Here is an 18130-nt window from a genome sequence, read left to right on the forward strand (position 1 = left end):
CGCTAACGCCGCTCGTCGCCGTGGGTGACCGGGGCCGGTGCCTCGCGGCCGATCCGGCTCTGCAGGTGACGCAGGGTCTCAAGGGCGTCCCGGTCCCGCTCCGTCTGCTGCCGCAGGCGGCGTGCCACCAGGGCCTGCCCGCGCTCCTCGGCGTTGCCTTGCATCCGCGTCAGGAGCCGCAGCCGCTCCTCGATCCGCAGGATCGCCACCCAGAAGGCCCGCTCGACGGCCTCCGACTGCCCGTCGACCATGCTCTCCATCGACCAGGCGTGACCCACCATGCATTGATAGTGCCCGTTCGGGGGTGATGCCACCTCGTACAGCGGCCCGTTGCAGTCGGGGCAGCTCAGGGCGCTGAACCGGCCGGGCGGCGGGTCGGGCACACCTGCCGAGAAGAACGCGTCCAACTCGTGCCGGAGCTTTCGATCGACCTCGATCTCCCGTGGAGGAGACGCGGTTCCTTCGCATTCCCGCGCGATCCATTGCGCGATCTCCCGTACGGAGGACACCATCGGCCGCGTCGTCGCGGCGACGGCCGCGCGCGGCATGCCGTCGAAAGGGGCCTCCTCGGGGTCCTGCACGGCCACCAGCCCGCCGCGGCGCTCCACCTCCGCGCATCCCCGTGCCCCGTCGTCGAGGGTCCCGCTCAGGACGACGGCGAGGGTCCGCGACCCCGCGAAAGCCGCCGCGCTCATGAACAGCGGATCGGCGGCCGGGCGGTGCCCGTTGTGCCGGGGCCCCCGGGACAGCCGGACGTTCTCGCCGTCCAGCAGCAGATGGAGATCGGGAGGGGCCACGTAGACGCGCCCGTGCAGCAGCGGCTCGCCGTCCTGCGCCGCCGCCGACTTCAGCGGCCCCGCGCGGTCGAGGATGCCCGGCAGGGCGCTGCCCGCCCGCGGCGAGATGTGGAGGACGACGAGCACGGCGGCCCGCAGGCCGGCCGGGAGGTTGCCGAGCAGCGTCCGCAGGGCCTCGATGCCTCCCGCGGAGGCCGCGACGACCACGACATCCCGCTGCATGAGCACACCCACAAGCGCCCCATATCCTTGAAGTGCGGGAGTCATGCGGAGCGCTCGGAAAGGAAATTCGATCGCCCGTTGCCCGTCTCCCCGTCTCAGGCGGGGTAAGGAGGTCACCCATGGAACTGTGGGTGAGAGTGACGCAGCGTGAATCGGACTCCGCCGTGGTGAGCGTCAGCGGAGAGATGGACCTTTTCAGTTGCGCGCAGCTCGAAGGGGCCGTCGCAGCGCTCCTCGCGGACGGCTGCGTGCACCTGGTGCTCGACGCGGTCCGCCTGAAGTTCTGCGACCTCGCCGGGGTGCGCGCGCTCGAGCGCGTGCACGCCGCCGCCGCCTCGGCATCGGGAGGTCTCATCGTCTGGGCGAGCCGGCCCCTGGGCCGCCTGCTCGCTCTTCTGTGGCCGGAGGGACGGCCGGGACGCCCGACCGTCGTACGCGCCACGCCCATGGCGCCCCTGGAACGGCGCCTCGTGCTCCTGCCCGGCCGGCGTGAAGAGCCGGGCCTGCGCCCGGTGGCGTCGGTACGCTCCGGCGATACGGCACGCCGCATGTCGGACTCGGGCGGCCGGGAGGCGCTACTGGAGCACTCGCGGCTGCTGCGCGAGCAGGCCCGTACGCACATGGCGACCATGCGCGAGAGGGCGCAGTCGCTCTGCACGCGCCTGGCGGACGTCCAGGAGCGCCTCGCGGTCCTTCACAACGCGCTCGCGGAGCGGCCGTGTCCCGGCCTGTCCTGCGACGGTGACTCCCACCGGGTCAGGGCGGACGGCTTCCGCCGCCAGGCCGAGACGTTCGCCGCCCGCTGAACCGTGTACGTGAAAGCGCCCACCTGAAAGCGTGACGCTGAGCCGTGCCGCTGAACCACCTGCCGCTCAACCCCGTGCCGCTCAACCCTGTGCGGCGCGGCGCCGTCAGAGTGCCAGCGCGCGCTTCCGGGGCGCGGCCCGGTGTGCCGTACGGCGCCGCATCTCCGCGAGCACCTCCAGGGGACTGGCCAGGAGCCTGGAGAAGGCCAGCTCCGCGGCACCGACCAGCGTGACGTCGTCGCCGAGCGCCGACACCCGCAGCCGCACCTGCTCCCGGGAGATCACCATGGCGTTCGCCTCCACCCTGTGGCCGACCTGCGCCGCCGAGCCCGGGTAAACGTCCCGCAGCATCCCTCCGAAAATCACCATGCCGGGGTTGAAGAGGTTGATCAGGTTCGCCACGCCGATGCCCAGCCAGTCGCCGATCCGTTGCAGCGCCTCCTCGGCCGCCGCGTCCCCGCGTCCGGCGGCCTCCACCACCGCGCGTACACCCTCGCGGCCGCTCAGCTCGCCCGAGCGCCCCGCGGCGTCGATCAGGGCGTGCTCGCCGACCTCGGCCTCCAGACAGCCGCGCGAGCCGCACATGCAGGGCCGCCCGTCGTACGGGTTCACCACCATGTGCCCCAGCTCGCACCCGTAGCCGCCGTCGCCGCCGAGCAGCTTGCCGCCGACGATGATCCCGCCGCCCACACCGACGTCGCCGTGCAGGTAGATCAGGTTGTCGAAGCCGCGGCCCACGCCGCGGTCGCGCTCGGCCAGCGCGCCCAGGTGGGCCTCGTTGCCCACGAGCACCGGCAGCCCCAGGCGGGAGCCGAGCTCGACGCCGAACGCCTGGTCCACCCACCCGACATAGGGCCCGTACCGCACCGTGCCGTCGTCGGGCCGGATCATGCCGCAGTAGGCCGCGCCGACTCCGACGCACACCGAGCCCGGCCGGGCGCCGCGCCGCAGCTCGCGGCCGAAGCCCGCGAGCACGCCGACGACGTCCTCCAGGTCCGCGCCCGCGCGGGACCTGACCGCCTCCCGGCGGTCGAGGATCTCACCGCCCAGTCCCACCCGTGCCGCCACCAGGCGGTCGACGCGGACGTCGAAGGCCAGCACGTGCGCACGGTCGCGCTCCGGGCGGACCACCAGCGACGGCCGGCCCGCCCTGCCGGTGTCTCCGGGCAACTCCTCGCTGACCAGGCCCGCCGCGGACAGCTCGGCGGTCAGCGCCATGATGGTGCTCCGGTTCAGGCCCATCCGGTCGGCCAGCTCGGAACGGGAGAGCGCGCCGGCCAGGTGCACGTGCCGCAGCAGATCGCCGAGGTTGCGCCGGCGCATCTCCTCTTGGGACCGACCGGCTTTCGACATGGTGTGCAAATCCTGACGACTCGGAGGAGTTCCTCGTTGGCGGGCCGTGGACAGGAGGGCAGGGCCGCGACCCCTTCCTCATCTTGAGATTACCAACGGAGGCGTACGCAGCGGAGCCCCGCGTTCACCGGCGCGCCCGCTCGCCCTCATCCCCCGATACCGCGCGCCCGCGGATCCGTGCCGCCTGAAGGCCGGTCCCCCGCCGGCCCGCGGAGACCGCCGCATGCCGGGAGGCCGCCCCCGCACGGGGTGCCGCTCCCGCACGGGTCCCCGCCCCTCCACGATTCGCCGCTCCCGCACGGGCCGCCGCTCTCGCTTTGGGCGACGCCTGCGGAGCCGGGGCGGGCGAGGCGCCCGCGTAGGGCGTGCCGAGCGCCTGCGCGATGTCGCACGCCCGGTTACCCCTGCACATCGCGTTCTGGATGCCGGTCCCGCCGTTCGCGACGTTGATGGTGATCTGCTGCGTACCGCGGTTGGTCGTGGGACTCGTGGCGGTGAGCCCGGGCTGGGCGGCGTCCCTCTCGGGCCGCGCGGGCCGGAGCCCGGACTCCTGGTGGCGTGGTGTCTCCCGGCCATGGGTGCGCGTGGCCCCGGCGGCGGGGCCCGCGGCGGCCAGCGCCGCCACGACCGACGCGCAGGCGAGCAGACCGAGACCGATCTTCCTCATGGCCGTCCCGCCGTACCGCTGACACTTCATCGCGCGCTCCCACCAGTCGCCGCCGCAATGCTCCGGACGGCACCTTTTCGCCCGGGCCTTTTCAGGCTAGCGACCCGCTGGTTTCCCGTGCCCGGCGCGCGCGGCGTCTTACGGCATCATTGCCATATCAGTCAGCGCGACCCGCATTCGCGGAATCCACGGCCGGTGCGTATTCGAACGCGATCACCAGCCGCCGGCGCTGATGGGCATGTTCTGCCAGATCTTGCACTTCCTCGGGCCGGGACCGCAGAAGGCGCCCTGGGTGCTGATGCGCCCGCCGTTCGTGATGCCGGTCTGCTGCTGGCCGATCATGAAGGTCGGGGCGAACACGCCGTTGAGATTCTGGTTGAACTTGCCGTTGCCCGACTTGAGCTGCCGGGCCGTGGCCGTCCCGCCCGCCGCCACCTGGCCCCCGCCTCCGCCGTGGCCGGTGACCCTCATGGGAGCACGACCGAGGGATTGCGCGCCGGCGCTCGCCTCCTGGGCCGCAGCGCTCCACGCGATCGCGGCCACGAGAGTGGCCAGCGTCAGGCGACGGGCCGTCAGAGCCCGAAACGGTCGGGAGCGGGACGTACAGCGGCGAGACATCGTGAAACGCACCTACCTACCAAGGCCATGCGGCAATGGGCTTTCGTCGCGGACATAAGCAACGATGACCTCATACCCCGCACCATGCCCTCAGCCCCGCGCATGCCAAGCGCGGCATGGATGATGACGCATTTTTTGTCGCTATGCCTTCTGAACGGACATCACACGTTAATGCCCTCAAATGCCACTATCGGCTTAAATCCGGAATGACAAACATTTGTGTCGAGTCCGGGTCTCGGTCCGGTCTTCGCGGGGCTCATTCGCCGACGGCGTCGAGGTAGACCCAGGCGCCTTCGTGGCGGACGAAGCGGCTCTGCTCACGCATCTCGCCGGGCTGTCCCCGATAGTCGTACAGGGCACGGAAGGTGACGGTGCCGTCGGCGTGGATCGGGCTCCCGCCGGTGGCCGCCTCGATCTCCAGTCCGGTCCACCGCATGCCCCGGTCGAAATCGACCCGCGCCGGACGGGTGGAGGGATGCCAGGTCCGCAGGAGGTACGCCTCGTCCTCGGCCGCGAACGCGGAGAAGCGCGAGCGCATCAGCGCCTCCGCCGTCGGCGCGGACTGCCCCGCGTGGAACCGGCCGCAGCAGTCGCCGTAGACGGCCGGCAGGCCACAGGGACAGGGCTCGCCGGCGCGCGGCACACGGCGGGAACGAGAGGTACGGCTCACCCCGCGAGGCTATCGCCCCGCCCGAGCGCACGCTCCGCCGTCCCAGCCCTTCGCATGGACCGCACGGACGTCACTCCGAGCGCCTTTCGGACCGTCCGAATTCGACGAACACTCATTCCTTCCGCACGACACCGAACAATATTTCTGAAACTTGCTGCAAGGTATTGCATGGTTCAGGTCCGGTGAGTAACTTCCAGGCAACACCTCGGAAACCCGACGGAGGCCCCGATGGTGTGCCCCTCTCCTGGCGGCGCGAGGGCGCCGCCCCCGCCTCGTCCGTGTCGGGCTCCCGCGTGACGTCCGGTCCTCCGCCGGCTCCGGCCGTCGGTCCGTCCCCCGTCCGCGGCCGCCCGAGAACCACTGCGAACCCGCAGCATCCGTACGCCTCTCACCAGGCGTTTCACATGGAAGCGGGCCGAGTGTCGGCTCCACCCGGCCCGCGTTCACGGGATCCCGATCTCATGTCCAGGAGACCCGCTCTATGAGACTGTACAAAGCGATCGTCGTGGGCGCGCTGACCGCGACCGCGGCGACCGGCACCGCGGTGACGCTGCCCGCGCTCACCGAGACCGCCGCCGGCGCCGCGTCCGGCCCCGGCGTGACCGCCAACCTGTGGAACTGGAACTGGAAGTCGGTGGCCAAGGAGTGCACCGACGTCCTGGGCCCGGCCGGGTACGGCTCGGTCCAGGTGTCCCCGCCCGCCGACTCCATGTCCAAGGGCGGCTCGGTGTGGTGGGACGTCTACCAGCCCGCCCGCTATGTCCTGACCAGCAAGTTCGGCGACGAGACCGCCTTCAGGAACATGATCGGCGCCTGTCACGCCGCCGGCGTGAAGGTCCAGGTGGACACGGTCGTCAACCACATGACCGGTCAGGGCGCCACCAGCTACGGCGGCTACGGCTTCAGCAAGTACGACTACCCCGGCCTCTACTCCTCCGCCGACTTCCATCAGCCCACCTGCGGCATCACCGACGCCGACTACGGCGACAACGCCTGGCGGGTGCAGAGCTGCGAGCTCGTCGGCCTGGCCGACCTCAACACCGGCTCCGACTACGTGCGCGGCCAGATCGCCGCGTACATGAACAAGCTGACCGACCTGGGCGTCGACGGCTTCCGCATCGACGCGGCCAAGCACATCAGCCCCGACGACCTCGCGGCGATCAGGTCGAGACTCGAGGGCACGCCGTACATCCACCAGGAGGTCATCTACGGCGCCAATGAGGCGGTCCAGCCGAGCCAGTACACCGGCGTAGGCGACGTGGACGAGTTCGTCTACGGCCGCAAGCTCAAGGAGCAGTTCACCGGCCAGATCAAGTGGCTGCAGACGTTCGGCCAGAGTTGGGGCCTGTCGGTGGGCGGCGACAAGGCCATGGTGTTCGTCGACAACCACGACACCGAGCGCAACGGGTCCACCCTCAACTACAAGAACGGCGCCGCCTACACGCTGGCCAACGTCTTCATGCTGGCCTGGCCGTACGGCAAGCCCAACGTCTACTCCTCCTTCACGTGGAGCGACGGCGAGGCCGGGCCGCCCTCGGCCAACGGCGGGTTCGTCACCGACACCGACTGCTCGGGCGGCCGGTGGACCTGCTTCGACCGTCAGATGGCCGGCATGGTGGGCTTCTACAACACCGTCGCCGGCACCTCCGTCGGCAACTGGACCGACAACGGCGGCAACCTGATCGCCTTCAGCCGCGGCGACAAGGGCTGGGTGGCGATCAACAACGAGAGCGGCAGCGTCACCCGCACCTTCACCACCGGCCTGCCCGCCGGGACGTATCCGAACGTGGCGGGCAGCGGCTCGGTGACGGTGAACTCCGGCGGAACGGCCTCGGTCACCGTCCCGGCCAAGAGCGCCGTCGCCATCCGCGTCGGCACGTCCGCCTCGCCCTCGCCCACGGTGACGCGCACCGGCGGTAACACCGCCACCGTTTACTACTTCACGGGCTGGAACCCGGCCGACATGCACTACGGGATCGACGGCACCTGGACCACCGTTCCCGGCGTGGCCATGGACACCGCCTGCACCGGCTGGAAGAAGAAGACCGTCGACCTCGGCACGGCCACCACCTTCCAGGTCACCTTCAACAACGGCTCGGGCACCTGGGACAACAACAACGGCGGCAACTACACCATCGGCACCGGCATCAGCACCGTGAAGAACGGCGTGGTCACCGGCGATGCCGCCGACCCCTGCGTGACGGCCACGCCGTCCCCTTCCCCCTCACCCTCGAGTGGGGGCAAGGCGACCGTCTTCTACTTCAGGAAGACCAGGGGCTGGAGCTCCGTGAAGATCCACTACCAGCCCACCGGCGGCTCGTGGACGACGGTCCCGGGTATCGACATGGACGAGGAGACCTGCGCCGACTGGGCGAAAAAGACGATCGACCTCGGCAGCGCGACGGGGCTCAAGGCCGCCTTCAACAACGGCGCGGGCACCTGGGACAACAACAACGGCGCCGACTACGCCATCGGTCTCGGCACCACCACGGTCAAGGACGGCGTCGTACGCGCGAACGCCCCGGAGCCCTGCGCGCCCGAGCCGCCGGACACGGCCGCGCCCACCGTGCCCACGGGCCTGGCCGCGAGCGCGTCGGGCACGACCGTCACGCTCACCTGGACGGCGTCGACCGACAACGTGGGCGTCAGCGGTTACGAGATCAGCCGGGCCAAGGGCGAGCAGACCCCCGTCGTCCGCTCCGCCTCCGGCACGTCGTACAAGGAGTCCGGGCTGGACGCCAAGACGACCTACACCTACAAGGTGCGGGCGCTGGACGCCGCGGGCAACGAATCCCCCTACACCGATGCCGTCTCGGTCACGACGGGCGACGGGCCGCCACCGGCGACCCAGGGCATCCCGCTCGGCGGCGACCCGCGCAAGGACTCCATCTACTTCGTGATGACGGCGCGCTTCTACGACGGCGACACCTCCAACGACAGGGGCGGAAGCCAGAACATCAGGTCCGGTAACGCGGCGAACGACGACCCGATGTTCCGCGGCGACTTCAAGGGGCTCATCGAGAAGCTGGACTACATCAAGGCCCTCGGCTTCTCCGCCGTCTGGATCACTCCGGTCGTGCTCAACCGGTCCGACTACGACTACCACGGCTACCACGGCTGGGACTTCTACCGGGTGGACACCCGCCTGGAGACGCCCGGATACACCTACCAGGACCTGATCAACAAGGCGCACGCCAAGGGCCTGAAGATCTACCAGGACGTCGTCTACAACCACAGCTCCCGTTGGGGCGCCAAGGGACTGTTCGTCCCGCCCGTCTACGGCGTCCGCGACGAGCAGTGGAAGTGGATGTACAGCAAGAAGGACGCGGGCCGGGAGTACGACCCGATGGCCGAGCACCAAGGCGACGACCCCGACATGACGGCCGCGCAGAACCAGATGGCCAAGGGACGGCCGTACAACGGCGACCTGTGGTCGACCGAGGAGCCGGCGGGCAACACCTGCCGCAACTGGGGGACACCGACCCAGTACTACAGCCCCGAGGGATACCGCATCTACAACTGCCAGTGGCCGAGCCCGACTTCGGGGATGTTCCCGGCGAAGTACTACCACCAGTGCTGGATCGGCAACTGGGAGGGCGAGGACTCGCGCAGTTGCTGGCTGCACGAGGATCTGGCCGATTTCAACACCGAGAACGCCGAGGTGCAGAAGTACCTCATCGACGCCTACAACCGGTTCATCGACATGGGCGTCGACGGTTTCCGCATCGACACGGCCGTCCACATCCCCCGGGTCACCTGGAACCGCCGCTTCCTGCCGGCGATCTACGACCGAGTCAAGGAGAAGTTCGGCGAGGAGAAGGCGAAGGACTTCTACGTCTTCGGCGAGGTCGCCGCGTTCGTGAACGACAAGTGGAACCGCGGCTCGGTCAACCACTCCGCGCAGTTCTACACCTGGAAGGAGCGCAAGGACTACAACGCCGACGACGAGAAGGCCGCGATCGAGCAGTACAACTACGAGGAGCAGCTCGGCACCGGCAGCCAGCCGACCAGCACGAACGCCTTCCTCAACGGGAACGCCTACCACGCGCCCGACCACACGAAGTTCTCCGGCATGAACATCATCGACATGCGCATGCACATGAACTTCTCCGATGCGCAGAACGCCTACAACAACGGCAAGGACTCCGACGACAGCGTCAACGACGCCACCTACAACGCCGTCTACGTCGACTCGCACGACTACGGGCCCAACAAGTCCGGCTTCCGCTACGCCGGCGGCACCGACGCCTGGGCCGAGAACATGAGCCTGATGTGGACCTTCCGCGGCATCCCCACCCTCTACTACGGATCGGAGATCGAGTTCCAGAAGGGCAAGCAGATCGACTGCGGGCCCACCTGCCCGCTCGCCACCACGGGCCGCGCCTACTACGGCGACAAGATCGAGGGCACCGTCACCGCGAGTGGCTATGGCGAGGTCTCCGGCGCGTCGGGACCCGTCGCGACGACGCTGAGCCAGCCGCTGGTCAAGCACCTGCAGCGGCTCAACCAGATCCGCCGGGCCATCCCGGCGCTGCAGATGGGGCAGTACTCGACTGAAGGCGTGTCCGGCTCGATCGCCTACAAGCGCCGCTACACCAGCGGGTCCATCGACAGCTTCGTCCTGGTGACCGTCTCCTCCGGCGCGACCTTCACCGGCATCCCCAACGGGAAGTACGTGGACGCGGTCACCGGGGACACGCGGATCGTCACCAACCAGACCCTGTCGATCGGCCTGAACAGCAAGGGCGACATGCGCGCCTACGTGCTCGACCAAGCCGGCAACCCGGCTCCGGGCAAGATCGGCACCGACGGGCCGTACCTCAAGTAGTCCCTTTGACAAGTCGGGGTGGGGAGTGCGCTCCCCGCCCCGACCGGCGTCGCGGGGCCGGCAACAAGCCCCCACAGTCCCTACCGCGAGCCAGGGTGGCAGGGACCTGTCGAGTCGCGAATGACCAGCTCGGGGTCGAAGAGCTGCTCGCCGCCGCCGTCGCCGCGCCCCTTCACCTGGTCGGCCAGCGCCCGCGCGGCGGCCGCGCCGATGGCGAGCACCGGCTGGCGCACCGTCGTGAGGGCGGGGTCGGTGAACGACATCAGCAGCGAGTCGTCGGCCCCCACGACCGAGACGTCCTCCGGCACGCGCAGCCCCCGGCGGCGGACCGCCCGGATCGCGCCGAGCGCCATCAGGTCGCTGCCGCACACCAGCGCCGTCGCGCCCCTTTCCAGCAGGCGTGCCGCGGCGGACTGGCCGCCCGCGACGTCGAAGGAGGCCAGCTCGATCAGGTCGCTCGTTCCCGGCCCGCCGAGCCGCCGCATGGCGAGGCGGAAGCCCGCCAGCCGCCGCTGCACGGTGGAGTAGCGCTCGGGCCCGCTCAGGAACCCGACGCGGCGGTGCCCCAGCCCGGCCAGGTGCTGCACGGCGAGCCGCGCCGCCAGGGCGTCGTCGGACGACAGGGACGGCACACCGAGACCGGGCACCTGCCCGTTGACCAGAACGAACGGCACCCGCTGCCGGGCCAGGTCCTCGTAGCGGGAGCGGTCGATCCTGGTGTCGGCGTGCAGGCCGGAGACGAAGACGATGCCGGAGACCTTGCGGTCGAGCAGCATTCCGACGTACTCGTCCTCCCCCGAGCCCTCCGGCGTCATCGTGCCGAGCATGGCCGTGAACCCGTGCCTGGCGAGGTTGGTCTCGATGACCTCGGCGTACAGGGGGAAGATCGGGTTCTGCAGCTCGGGGACGATGAGCCCGACGAGCCCGAAGCTGCGCGGGCGCATGGTGCTCGGCCGCTCGTAGCCGAGCGCCTCGATCGCGGCCATGACGGCCGTGCGGGCCCGCACGCTGACCCCCGGGCGCTCGTTGAGCACCCGCGAGACCGTCGCCTTGCTCACTCCCGCCTGCCTGGCGATCTCGTCGAGCCGTGCTGCCATCGTCGCTGTTTCCGATCAGTCGCTGGAACGCCGCAAGGCATCTTGAAACAAAGCAGCAATTTTCTGCAACGTCTTCCAGGTGCGGAAACTCGCTGTTAACTTCGGGCCACGCCGCGCGGTTACCCCCCTTCTCCGGGCCTATGGCCCCTCTCACCTGGAGCGATCCTGTGCGCAGATCATTTGTCGCGCTGGCCGCCTGCCTCACGCTGACGGCCTGCGGTGGCGGAACCGCGTCCGAAAAGACACCCGGCACGACGGACGCGTCACCGGCCGGGCAGGCCGCCTCGTCGGCCACCCTCACCATCTGGGCCGACCAGATGCGGTCGGCGACCCTCAAGCCGTTCGCCGAGGCGTTCGCCAAGGAGAACGGGATCAAGGCCGAGGTCGTCGTGGTCGCGCAGAACCAGCAGCAGACCTTCGTCACCGCCTCTCAGGCGGGCAAGGGCCCCGACGTCCTCGTCGGCGCGCACGACTGGATCGGCAACCTGGTCCAGAACGGGCTCATCGACCCGATCCAGATGACCGAGGACCAGCGGTCCGGCTACGTGGACGTGGCCCGCAAGGCCGTGACCTACGACGGCCAGGTCTACGGCGTGCCGTACGCCGTGGAGAACCTGGCGCTCTACCGCAACACCGACCTCGCCCCCGCGGCTCCCAAGACGTTCGACGAGCTCGTCGCCACCGGGCGCACGCTGAAGGAGGACGGCAAGGTCAAGGAGATCGTGGGCTACCCGGTCAGCCAGCAGAACGGGCAGTCGGGCGACACCTACCACATGTACCCGCTCTACACCTCCGGCGGCGGCCACCTGTTCGGCACCAAGCCCAACGGCGACCCCGACCCCGCCGACCTCGGCGTCGGCACGCCGGCCTCGGTCGCCGCGTTCGAGAAGATCGCCGAGCTCGGCGAGAGGGGCGCGGGCGCGCTGAAGCGCTCGTTCACCTCCGACAACTCGGCCGCCATGTTCGCCGAGGGCAAGACCGCGTTCATGGTGTCCGGGCCCTGGCGCCTCGCCGACGTCCGCACGGCCGGGGTGAAGTACGACGTCACTCCGGTGCCGCCGTTCAAGGGCGGCGAACCGGCCCGCAGCTTCGTGGGCGTCCAGGCCTTCTTCGTGGCCAGCAAGGGCAGGAACAAGGCGCTCGCGCAGGAGTTCGTCACCAACACGCTCGCCTCCGACGAGGTCGCCAAGGCGCTGTTCGACACCGAGCCGCGCATGCCCGCGCTCAAGACCGCGCTGCAGTACGCCTCCGCGAAGGACCCCGACGTCGCCAAGTTCGAGGCCGCGGCCGAGGACGGCGTCCCGCTGCCCGCGATTCCGCAGATGGTCGCGGTGTGGCAGCCGTTCAACGCGCTGATCCACTCCGTCGTCAAGGGCGACCCGGTCGAGCCGGCGGTCAAGGCGGCGGGCAAGGCCATCGCCGAGCAGCTCGGGCAGGCGGGATGACCGTGACGCAGGGCTCGGGGCTCCGGCCCGGCCGGCGCGGCTCCCCCACCGGCTCCGGCGGCGCCGCCTCCGGGGGCGGAGGCGCCGGGCCCGGAGCCGGACGGCGCACCGCCGCCGGCCCTGGCGCCGGGCCCGGCTCCACGGCCGCCACGCTGGGCCGGGTGCTGGCCCTCGGCCTGATCGCCGGTGTGGCGGTGTGGGCCGCCGCGCCGCTGGTCTCCGCCGGCAACTGGCTCGGCGTCGGGATCGTCGCGGTGGTCACCGCGGCGGCCCTGTACGTCTACCTGTCGCCGCGCCGGCTGCCCGCGAAGTATCTGCTGCCCACCACGCTGCTGCTGCTCGCGTTCCAGGTGTTCCCGGTCCTGTACACGATGTCGCTGGCGCTGACCAACGTCGGCGACGGCCACCTCGGCACCAAGCAGGAGGCGATCGCCGCCATCGAGGCGTCGTCCGTACGCCGGGAGGCCGGCTCGGCCGAATATCGGCTGACGGTGGCGGAGAAGGGCGGCGCGCTCGTCTTCCTGCTGACCGACCCCGCCAGGCGCAGGGCGTACGCCGGGACCGAGGACGGGCTGCGCGAGATCGGCGGCGCGACCTTCGGCCCCGGAGGGCGGGTCGCGGCGGCGGAGGGCTACACGGTCCTGACGCCGGCCCAGGCCGCCGCCCGGGGCGAGGAGGTCGGCGTCCTCGCCGTGCCGGTGGCCGGAGGGGCGATCCGCGCCCAGGGCCTGACGCGGGCGTACGAGGGCAGGGCGACGCTCGCCTACGACGCGGCCTGCGACTGCGTGAAGGGCGAAGGCCGCGTCTGGCGGGCCGACGACGAGCACGGCAGATTCACCGCCTCGGACGGCACCGCGCTGCCGCAGGGCTGGAAGGTCGGCGTCGGCTGGTCCAACCTCACCGCCGCGGTGACCAACCCGAAGATCAACACGCACTTCCTCGGCGTGTTCGCCTGGAACCTCTTCTACGCGGTCGCGGTCGTCGGGCTGACCGCCGCGCTCGGCGTGGCCGCGGCCCTCGTGCTGCACCATCCCCGCATGCGCGGGGTCAGGATCTACCGGACCCTGATCGTGCTGCCCTACGCCATGCCGGCCTTCGCGATGCTGCTGGTCTGGCGGGACATGTTCAACACCGACTTCGGCCTGGTCAACCGGCTGCTCGGCCTCGACGTGGACTGGCTCGGCACGCCGCTCACCGCGCGGGCGTCGGTGCTGCTCGTGCAGCTGTGGCTGGGCTTCCCGTACATGTTCCTGGTGGCCACCGGCGCGCTGCAGACGATCCCGGCCGAATACCTGGAGGCGGCGCAGGTGGACGGTGCGAGCGCCTGGCAGCGGTTCCGGAAGGTCACCCTGCCGCTGCTGCTCCTCGCGCTCGCGCCGCTGCTGGTGTCGTCGTTCGCGTTCAACTTCAACAACTTCAACGGCGTGTTCCTGGTGACCGCCGGAGGCCCGTTCCCGTCGGACAACCCGACGGTCGGGGCGACCGACCTGCTCATCACCTACACGTTCCGGCTCGCCTTCGGCCAGCAGGGCGCGCAGTACGGCCTGGCCTCCGCGATCTCCATCTACGTCTATCTGATCGTCGCCCTGATCTCGATCGCCGGGTTCCGGCGCACCCGGGCCTTCAAGGAGGTGAGCTGATGCGCGGTCTCGCCGCGCGGCACGCCGCCGCGATCACCGTCACGGCGTTCGCCGTACTGCCCATCGTGTTCGTGGTCTCGGCGGCGCTCGACCCGATCGGGACGCTGAACTCGGCCACCCTCGTCCCGCGCGGGGCGGGGCTCGACAACGCCGTGAAGCTGTTCACCACTACGCCCTTCTGGACGTGGTATCGCAACTCGGTGGTCGTCTCCGGGCTGACCGCCGCCCTGTCCGTCGCGGTCTCCGCGCTGGCGGCGTACGCCTTCAGCAGGTTCCGCTTCGCGGGCCGGCGCGTGGGACTGGTGAGCCTCCTCGTCATCCAGGCGTTCCCGCAGTTCCTGGCCATCGTGCCGCTGTACGTGATCTTCAGTGCGATCAGCGACAACTGGCCGGAGTTCGGGCTCGACAGCGTCTGGGGCGTCGTCCTGCTCTACATCGGCGGGCAGGTCGGGGTGAACACCTGGCTCATCAAGGGCTTCTTCGACTCGATCCCGAAGGAGCTGGACGACGCCATGCTCATCGACGGGTGCAGCCACACCCAGGCGTTCCGCCGGGTCGTGCTGCCCCTGGCGGCCCCGGTGCTGGCGATCAGCGGCCTGCTGGTCTTCATCGCCACCATCAACGAGTTCCTCATCGCGAGCGTCTTCCTGACCGGGGACGACGCGCGCACCCTGGCCGTCGGCCTGTTCGGCCTGCTCGCCGACCAGCGCAACGCCAACTTCGGCATGTTCGCCGTCGGCACCCTGCTCACCGCGATACCGACGGTCGCCGTCTTCCAGTTCCTCCAGCGTTACATCGTCCACGGGCTCACCGCGGGCGCAGTGAAGGGATGACAGTTGCTCGATCGGGGATTCCACCACGACGGCTCCGCCGACCACGTGAGCACGCTAACGCCGGAGCCCGGCGAGACCGTGACCGTGTTCCTCCGCACCCCGAAGGACCACCGTACGGGGGTGCACGTACGGTCGACGCCGGACGGCGAGCCGCACTTCACCGAGGCGGTGCCCGACCGGGAGACACCGGACGAGATCTGGTGGCGGGCCGACGTGGTCGTCCGCAACCCGGTGACCCGCTACCGCTTCCTGCTGACCGGCGACGGCGGCTACCGCTGGCTCAACGCCGCCGGCCTGCACCACCACGACGTGCCCGACGCCGCCGACTTCCGCCTGCTCTCGTACGCGCCCCCGCCGGCCTGGGCCGCCGACTCGATGGTGTACGAGATCTTCCCCGACCGCTTCGCCCGTTCCGGGGCGGACCGGACGTACCCGGCGTGGGCGGTGCCGGCGGGCTGGGACGACCCGGTCACCGGGGCGGGCCCGGACACGAGCGTCCAGATCTTCGGCGGCGACCTGGACGGCGTGACGGCGCGGCTCGACCACGTCACCGGCCTCGGCATGAACACCCTTTATCTGACGCCGGTCTTCCCCGCGCCGTCCAACCACCGCTACAACGCCTCCTCGTTCATGGATGTCGATCCGCTGCTGGGCGGCGACGCCGCCTACCGGGCGCTGGTCGACGAGGCGCACCGGCGCGGCATCCGGATCCTCGGCGACCTCACGACGAACCACTGCGGCTCCACCCACCCGTGGTTCCTCGCGGCGGCTCGGGACAAGGACGCCGCGGAGCGGGAGATGTTCCACTTCGGCGACGACGCCCTCGGCTACGAGGCGTGGATGGGCGTGGCCTCCCTGCCGAAGCTGAACTGGACCGGCGAGCGCCTGCGCCGCCTGATGGCCGGCGACGCCGACTCGATCGTCCGCAGGTGGCTGCGCTTCGGGCTGGACGGGTGGCGGATCGACGTCGCCAACATGACCGGGCGCCTGCGGGAGATCGACCTCACCCGGGAGGTCGCGGCCCTGATCAGGCGGGCCGCGGCGGAGGAGAACCCGGAGGCGCTGCTCGTCGCCGAGCACGCGCACGACGCGTCGGGCGACCTGGACGGCGACGGCTGGCACGGCACGATGAACTACGCCGGTTTCACCCGGCCGGTGTGGTCCTGGCTGCGCGGGCCGGACGTCCGCCTGCCGTTCCTCGGCGTGCCCGCGCCCATCCCGCGGCTGGGGGCGGACCGGATCGTGCGGACGATGCGCGCCTTCGCCGCCCGGACGTCATGGCGGTCCCTCGTCCACTCGTGGTCGATCCTCAGCTCGCACGACACGGCCCGTATCCGTACGGTGTGCGGAGGGGACGAGGCGCTCGTGGAGGTCGCCGCCGGCCTGATGTTCACCCTGCCGGGCGCCCCGATGGTCCTCGCCGGGGACGAGCTCGGGCTGGAGGGCGCCTGGGGCGAGGACGGCCGCCGTCCCATGCCCTGGGACCGGCCGGATCGGTGGCGGACCGCGACCCTGGACGCCTACCGCGGGCTCGCGGCACTGCGCCGGGACGAGCCCGCCCTGCGACGCGGCGGGCTGCGCTGGCTGCACGCCTCCGCCGACGCGCTGGCCTTCGTCCGGGAACGGGCGGGCGAACGGCTGCTGGTGCTCGCCGCCCGCGCGTCCCACGAGCCCGTACGGCTGCCGCTCGGGACGGCCGGGACGCCGTTGTACGGAGGGGCCGCGATCACCCCCGGCCCGGACGGCACGGTGGTCCTGCCCGCCGACGGCCCCGCCTTCCACGTGTGGCGGCTCGGGTAAGAACCGACGCCCATCGGCGGCACGGCACTCGGCCCGGCACTCGGCACGGCATTCGGCACGGGGCGGCCGAGACCGGCGGAAGCTCGCGGCCTGCCGCGTCGCCGAACGGCGACGAGGTCTCCGGCATCGGCGGTCCTTCGTGAACCGCCTGCCAGAGACCTCGCCGTTCAGCCGTCCGCGCCGTTCAGCCGTCCGCGCCGTTCAGCCGTCCGCGCCGTCGCCGGCGCGAGCCTCAGCCCGCCTCACCGGGTCCCGGGTCGTCGCCCAGGTCGGCGCGTGCCGCGCCGAAGCGGCTCAGTTGTAGGGATTGTCGTAGGTGCCGGTGCTCTTGGTGCGCGTCTGGTACTGGCCGTTGCTGCCGAACCACCCTCCGGTCACGTCGAAGCGAACGTTGCTGACGGTGCTGCCGAAGTTCACTTCGCCGCTGTACAGGAACGCCTGCTGGCACCCGGCATAGGACGTGGTGCCGGTCTGGGTCGGCCAGGACGAGCTCGTACCGTTGACGTTGATCAGGAAGTAGGGCGCGGGGTAGGCGTGCTGCCAGCACAGCCGCAGCGAGTAGCGGTACTTCGTGTTGCCGTCGTCGAACGCCACCGTGCCGTCCAGGAGAGCCAGCTGCGTCGCGTTGCCGTCGTTGCTCACCAACTGGAGGTAAACCGGCTGGTCCGCGCCGTACGCCGCGTGCGCGGGGCTGAGCGGCAGGAGCGCGGCGGCCATCGCCGCGATGGCCATGGCGATCGACGTCGTCAGGCGACGTCCTCGCGAGCGTGCGGTCAATTCACACCTCATCCGTTGCAGGAGTGCCGAGTGCCCGGAGGGTATTGCGACATTCACGGACCGATCCAGCGCGGCGATCGCGGGGCTGGATCCGGTCAGGCGTTAACGACGCACCCCAGGGGACCTTGGGAACACCGTTCCGCCACAACCAGGACAGAGAGGGCGGCGAACCCGGTCGAAATCCCGCTGTGGCCGCTGAATGTTTCACGCCGCGCCGGGGAGGACCAACCGGCCCCCGGCGGTACTCCGCCGGGGGCCGGTCACAGATCCGGCCGCGTCAGCAGATCTTGTAGTCCTGCCTCGAGGAGTTGTACGCGCAGGAGTCGACCAGCGCGCCGGAGACGTTCCGCAGGTACGCCTTGTCCCTGGCCTGGTTCCAGATGTAGGCGAGCGTTCCCCCGCTCCTGCCCCACGGCGACCACGCCGGCGGCCACCGCTGCGGCCGCCGGCAGAGATCGGGTACGCACAGGGATGCTCCTGGGTTGGGGGGTCATGATCGGTATCGATCATATTGACCGCCCTTGATGCCGATTGACCGTTCCCGTCTCGGTTCGGCATTCGATAGAGCGTCCTGCGA

Annotated in this window: 13 protein-coding genes; 6 read left to right on the forward strand and 7 right to left on the reverse strand. The window is 70.6% G+C overall.

Annotated elements, in window-relative coordinates; all coding sequences use genetic code 11:
- Positions 1–2 precede the first annotated feature (2 nt).
- Positions 3–1019 carry a chemotaxis protein CheB gene (locus QSK36_RS30275; protein WP_285784714.1) on the reverse strand — a complete coding sequence of 339 codons (1017 nt, stop codon included), beginning with the start codon at positions 1017–1019 and terminating at the stop codon, positions 3–5.
- 119 nt (positions 1020–1138) lie between these two features.
- On the opposite strand from QSK36_RS30275, the gene QSK36_RS30280 reads away from it, so the two are divergent.
- Positions 1139–1825: an STAS domain-containing protein gene (locus QSK36_RS30280; RefSeq protein ID WP_285784715.1), complete on the forward strand. Its 687-nt coding sequence runs from the start codon at positions 1139–1141 to the stop codon at positions 1823–1825.
- A gap of 105 nt (positions 1826–1930) precedes the next feature.
- Here the strand turns inward: QSK36_RS30280 and QSK36_RS30285 are convergent, their stop codons facing one another.
- The 4 genes from QSK36_RS30285 to QSK36_RS30300 all read right to left on the reverse strand — a co-directional run bounded on the left by QSK36_RS30285 (position 1931) and on the right by QSK36_RS30300 (position 5133).
- The gene (locus QSK36_RS30285; protein WP_285784716.1) at positions 1931–3178 is read right to left on the reverse strand and encodes an ROK family transcriptional regulator; all 1248 of its coding nucleotides are present in this window, start codon (positions 3176–3178) and stop codon (positions 1931–1933) included.
- A 124-nt stretch (positions 3179–3302) separates the two neighbouring features.
- Complete coding sequence (locus QSK36_RS30290; protein ID WP_285784717.1) at positions 3303–3875, reverse strand: hypothetical protein; 573 nt, start codon at positions 3873–3875, stop codon at positions 3303–3305.
- Between the two features lie 183 nt (positions 3876–4058).
- The gene (locus QSK36_RS30295; protein WP_285784718.1) at positions 4059–4316 is read right to left on the reverse strand and encodes a hypothetical protein; all 258 of its coding nucleotides are present in this window, start codon (positions 4314–4316) and stop codon (positions 4059–4061) included.
- 403 nt (positions 4317–4719) lie between these two features.
- A complete protein-coding gene (locus tag QSK36_RS30300) occupies positions 4720–5133 on the reverse strand; it encodes a YchJ family protein (RefSeq protein WP_285784719.1) in 414 nt (137 codons plus the stop codon).
- A gap of 481 nt (positions 5134–5614) precedes the next feature.
- Here QSK36_RS30300 and QSK36_RS30305 point away from each other — a divergent pair, with 481 nt between their 5' ends.
- The gene (locus tag QSK36_RS30305; protein ID WP_285784720.1) at positions 5615–9961 is read left to right on the forward strand and encodes a carbohydrate binding domain-containing protein; all 4347 of its coding nucleotides are present in this window, start codon (positions 5615–5617) and stop codon (positions 9959–9961) included.
- An 80-nt stretch (positions 9962–10041) separates the two neighbouring features.
- Here the strand turns inward: QSK36_RS30305 and QSK36_RS30310 are convergent, their stop codons facing one another.
- Positions 10042–11058: a LacI family DNA-binding transcriptional regulator gene (locus tag QSK36_RS30310; RefSeq protein ID WP_285784721.1), complete on the reverse strand. Its 1017-nt coding sequence runs from the start codon at positions 11056–11058 to the stop codon at positions 10042–10044.
- Positions 11059–11225: 167 nt separating this feature from the next.
- Here QSK36_RS30310 and QSK36_RS30315 point away from each other — a divergent pair, with 167 nt between their 5' ends.
- Genes QSK36_RS30315 through QSK36_RS30330 form a run of 4 tightly spaced genes read left to right on the forward strand, consistent with a single transcriptional unit; the run spans position 11226 to position 16776 of the window.
- Complete coding sequence (locus QSK36_RS30315; RefSeq protein ID WP_285784722.1) at positions 11226–12503, forward strand: sugar ABC transporter substrate-binding protein; 1278 nt, start codon at positions 11226–11228, stop codon at positions 12501–12503.
- Positions 12500–14143, forward strand: coding sequence for an ABC transporter permease subunit (locus QSK36_RS30320; RefSeq protein ID WP_285784723.1), 1644 nt, complete (start codon positions 12500–12502; stop codon positions 14141–14143). The genes QSK36_RS30315 and QSK36_RS30320 overlap by 4 nt, the downstream gene beginning before the upstream one ends.
- On the forward strand, positions 14143–14976 hold the full coding sequence (locus QSK36_RS30325; protein WP_285784724.1) for a sugar ABC transporter permease: 834 nt from the start codon (positions 14143–14145) through the stop codon (positions 14974–14976). Before QSK36_RS30320 ends, QSK36_RS30325 begins: the two co-directional genes overlap by 1 nt.
- 3 nt (positions 14977–14979) lie before the next feature.
- Positions 14980–16776 carry an alpha-amylase family glycosyl hydrolase gene (locus QSK36_RS30330; RefSeq protein WP_285784725.1) on the forward strand — a complete coding sequence of 599 codons (1797 nt, stop codon included), beginning with the start codon at positions 14980–14982 and terminating at the stop codon, positions 16774–16776.
- Positions 16777–17070: 294 nt separating this feature from the next.
- On the opposite strand, the gene QSK36_RS30335 is transcribed toward QSK36_RS30330, so the two are convergent.
- Positions 17071–17553, reverse strand: coding sequence for a hypothetical protein (locus QSK36_RS30335; RefSeq protein WP_183536987.1), 483 nt, complete (start codon positions 17551–17553; stop codon positions 17071–17073).
- Positions 17554–18130 lie beyond the last annotated feature (577 nt).

The organism is Microbispora sp. NBRC 16548, assembly GCF_030268985.1.
Taxonomy (GTDB): Bacteria; Actinomycetota; Actinomycetes; order Streptosporangiales; family Streptosporangiaceae; genus Microbispora; species Microbispora catharanthi.